Origin of the sequence: Ottowia thiooxydans, from assembly GCF_040548795.1 — a bacterium.
In the GTDB taxonomy this organism is placed as follows: Bacteria; Pseudomonadota; Gammaproteobacteria; order Burkholderiales; family Burkholderiaceae_C; genus Ottowia; species Ottowia thiooxydans_A.
Map to the genome: position 1 here is coordinate 1 of NZ_JBEPSH010000023.1, position 3,601 is coordinate 3,601.

Genomic DNA, 3,601 nt, shown 5'->3' on the forward strand with positions numbered 1-3,601 from the left:
CTCGGTGGAACGCGCAGCGTGCTGGATCGGGCGGTGAAATATGCCAAGGAACGTGTGGTGTTTGGCCGGCCCATTGGGATGAACCAGGCGGTGCAGCACCCCTTGGCAGAGATCTGGGCGCGGTTGACGGCGGCTGAACTCACGGTGTGGGCCGCAGCCACGCTGTACGACCAGGACCTGCCTTGCGCTGCAGAAGTCAATGCCGGCAAATTCTTGGCGGGAGAGCTTTTCTTCGACGCCTGCACGCGTGCAGTCCGGGTGCATGGCGGCTATGGCCAAGCCAAGGAATACCACGTCGAGCGCTACTTTCGCGAGTCAGTCAGTCCCTTGGTGGGTCCGGTCAGTCAGGAGCTGGCGCTATGTCACATCGCTGAACAGATGTTGGGCCTTCCCAAGTCCTACTGAATCCTGGTTAACGGGGTGGTGAATCTTGAATGGCGCCGCGACAAGGTCCCGAAATGTGCCGCAGGTCGTGTACGGCTCACAACTCAACGTGTTCCAACTTAAAAAAAATATAGGAGACCCAGCATGAATGATCGAATGATTTCAAGGCGTCGAGCGGTAGGCGTTCTTGGCGCGCTTTCCCTGCCACTATCGGGTGCACGCTCGGCGTGGGCGCAAGGGCGGCAGCCCACCATGGTCATTCCCTATGTGCCGGGTGGCGCAGCGGACACATTTGGGCGCATGTTCACCGACGCCTTCGGCAACGAAATCAACGAGAAGTTCGTGGTCGAAAACCATGGCGGGGCAGGCGGTGCCATCGGTATCGCTCGTGTCGTGCAGGCCCCAGCCGATGGAAAGACGCTCCTCTACACCTATGGCAATCTTTCCCTGGGCCTGATCCATACCCTGAAAGATGCGCCCAATATCTTGACTGACCTGGTGCCCGTGGTGAGGACCATCGTCACGGAGGGCATCATCGCCACCGGGGTCAATTCGCGCTTGAAGACATTTGACGACCTCCTCAAGGAGGCTGCAAAAGAACCCGGGAAAATCAGTTGTGCCGACTATGGTGAGTTGACCATGTCCCACTTGATGCGGGTGGCCGGAATTCAGTTGATGCGTGTGCCCTACAAAGGCGGCTCGCCTGGTGTCGTGGACACGATCACCGGCGTCGTTGATCTCTATGCAGGTTCAGCCAACATCGTGATGCCGCAGATTCGAAGCGGCAAGCTTCGTGCGCTCGCAGTCACCAGCCCCGCGCGCATCGCTGAAATTCCAGACATTCCCACCGTTCGAGAAGTGCTGCCGGCTTTCCGCGCACTGAACTATCAAGGCTTGTTTGCGCCAAAAAACACACCATCCGCCGTGGTGGAGCGGCTCTACGGCCAGGCCCTGTCTGCGATCAAGAAGCCCGAGTTTCAACAGCGCGTGGTAAGTCGAAATGCGGTCGTGCAACCCATGGGGCCTGATGAGTTTCGAAAGTTCATGGAGCAGGACGCGCAGGACATTGCAGCCGTCGTGAAGGCGACAGCATCGTCACGCTAGGCACCCGCTGCATTCATCGCACGCCTGACGCGCTTTCTGGCGCACCTCCTGGCTCATCCGCGGCGCATGGCCTTGGCTGTATGAAACCGCACGCGGAGCAACTTGGCTGAAGCTTCATTCGCTCAGGAGCCACAGGTACAGGCACTCACAAACAGAAGAGGACGACGAAGATGTTAGAAAAGAAAATGGTCCGCATCGGGGGCGGTTCAGCCTACTGGGGTGACAGCGTCACCGGGCCCATTCAGTTGGTAGAGCGGGGGGAGATCAAGTACCTCATGCTGGAATATCTGGCTGAGCTGACCATGTCCATTCTTGTGAACGCACGCAAGAAAGACCCAGAGCTCGGCTACGCAACCGATTTCATTGTCGCGGCCATGCGGCGCACGCTGAAGGATGTGGTCACCAAGGGTATTCGCGTCATCACCAACGCGGGGGGCGTGAACCCTCAAGCATGCGCAAGAGCGCTTACTGCGCTGGCAGATGAACTCGGCGTGAGCGTGAAGATCGCCGTGGTCGAGGGCGACGACGTGGGCCCCAAGCTCGAATCCCTGCGAGCCAGCGGTGTCCGGGAGATGTTCAGCGGTCAGGAATTTCCGGCCAATGTCGCCAGTGCCAGCGCCTATCTGGGTGCCTTTCCGATTGCGCGCGCGTTGGATGAAGGCGCGCAGATCGTGATTACTGGGCGGGGTGTTGATAGTGCACTGGCGCTTGGCCCCCTGATCCATGAGTTCGGGTGGCGCGACACGGACTACGACTTGCTCGCAGCCGGAAGCCTGGCAGGACATCTGCTGGAGTGCTCCACTCAGATCACCGGCGGCCTGCACACCGACTGGCGCAACGTGCCTGACTGGGCAGGCATTGGCTATCCCATCGCCGAGTGTGAACCCGACGGAAGCTTTGTGTTGACCAAGACGCCCGAATCAGGGGGGCTGGTTAATCGCCTCACCGTCGGCGAACAGTTGATCTATGAGTTGCATGACCCGGGCAACTATGCGTTGCCGGACGTCATGTGTGATTTCACCGGAGTGACGCTGACCGAAGTAGGCGCGCATCGCGTACTGGTCAAGGGAGCCGTCGGAAAGCCGCCCACGCGGACGTTGAAAGTCAGTGCAACGTATGCGGACGGCTGGCGATGCACTGCTCAGCGCACCGTCGTCGGCTTCGAAGCGGTCGCCAAGGCCGAGCGTCTTGCCGAAGAGGCCATCCGCCGCTGCGAAACCCTGAATGCCAGAGATGGACTGGGGCCCTTCACAGAGGTCTGCGCCGAAGTACTGGGAAGTGAGAAGTCATCGTTCGGCAGCAGCGCGGCTGGGGGAAACAGTCGTGAAGTGGTTCTGAGGCTGTCAGTCAAACATCCCAATCGCGCAGCACTTCGTACCTTCGCTACCGAGTTCCCATCATTCGGAACAGCCGGGCCTCCGGGCTTCACCGGCTCTGGTGGAGGGCGCGCCTCCCCGCAGCCGGTGCTGCGTCTGTTCTCTTTTTTGTTGGACAAGTCAGAACTGATTCCCACAGTGACCTTGCCAGATGGGCGCCGGATTGAAGTGCCCTTCAAGTTGCACGAAGCGTCATCAGGTTCCACATCAATCAATGCCGATTGGAAGCCTGACAGCACCCCTCTGCAGTCGCTTGACGGCAGCGTCAAGCTTCGTGATCTTGCGGTTGGACGAAGTGGTGACAAGGGAGACACCAGCAACGTTGTACTGGTGGCGCGAGACCCCCAGCAGCTTGCGCTGCTTTGGAGCAAGGTCACGCCGGAATGGGTCCGATCTCACCTGGGGCACCTGGTCAAAGGCTCGATCGAGCGATATGCATTGCCAGGCCCTGGAGGCATGAACCTTGTCCTGCGAGAAGCCTTGGGCGGCGGTGGAATGGCCTCCCTTCGGAATGACCCATTAGGAAAGACCCTTGCACACATCCTGCTTGAAGCCAAGCTTGACTAACAGCCGTTTCACCAGGTCGCAAGACCAAGGATTCCCAAACTCCCAGCGAAAGAAGTACAGCATATGAAAGTTCAGTTGACGTCGGAGCAAGAGGCGATTCGAGAGGGCGTGGCGGCGGTGTGCGCACGCTTTGGAGATGACTACTGGTTGCGCAAGGACAGGGAAAAGAA

Annotated in this window: 3 protein-coding genes; all 3 read left to right on the forward strand. The window is 59.3% G+C overall.

What is annotated here, in order from left to right:
- A partial coding sequence (locus tag ABIE13_RS27485; RefSeq protein ID WP_354449489.1) for an acyl-CoA dehydrogenase family protein occupies window positions 1-405 on the forward strand: 405 nt, incomplete at its 5' end.
- A 123-nt stretch (window positions 406-528) separates the two neighbouring features.
- Window positions 529-1,488 carry a Bug family tripartite tricarboxylate transporter substrate binding protein gene (locus ABIE13_RS27490; protein WP_354449491.1) on the forward strand — a complete coding sequence of 320 codons (960 nt, stop codon included), beginning with the start codon at window positions 529-531 and terminating at the stop codon, window positions 1,486-1,488.
- A gap of 170 nt (window positions 1,489-1,658) precedes the next feature.
- The gene (locus ABIE13_RS27495; protein WP_354449493.1) at window positions 1,659-3,431 is read left to right on the forward strand and encodes an acyclic terpene utilization AtuA family protein; all 1,773 of its coding nucleotides are present in this window, start codon (window positions 1,659-1,661) and stop codon (window positions 3,429-3,431) included.
- Window positions 3,432-3,601: the final 170 nt, after the last annotated feature.

What these genes read in the sequence shown, in the direction of transcription:
- ABIE13_RS27490 (WP_354449491.1), top strand. Translation starts at nt 529, where the DNA reads ATGAATGATCGAATGATTTCAAGGCGTCGAGCGGTAGGCGTTCTTGGC.
- ABIE13_RS27495 (WP_354449493.1), top strand. Translation starts at nt 1,659, where the DNA reads ATGTTAGAAAAGAAAATGGTCCGCATCGGGGGCGGTTCAGCCTACTGG.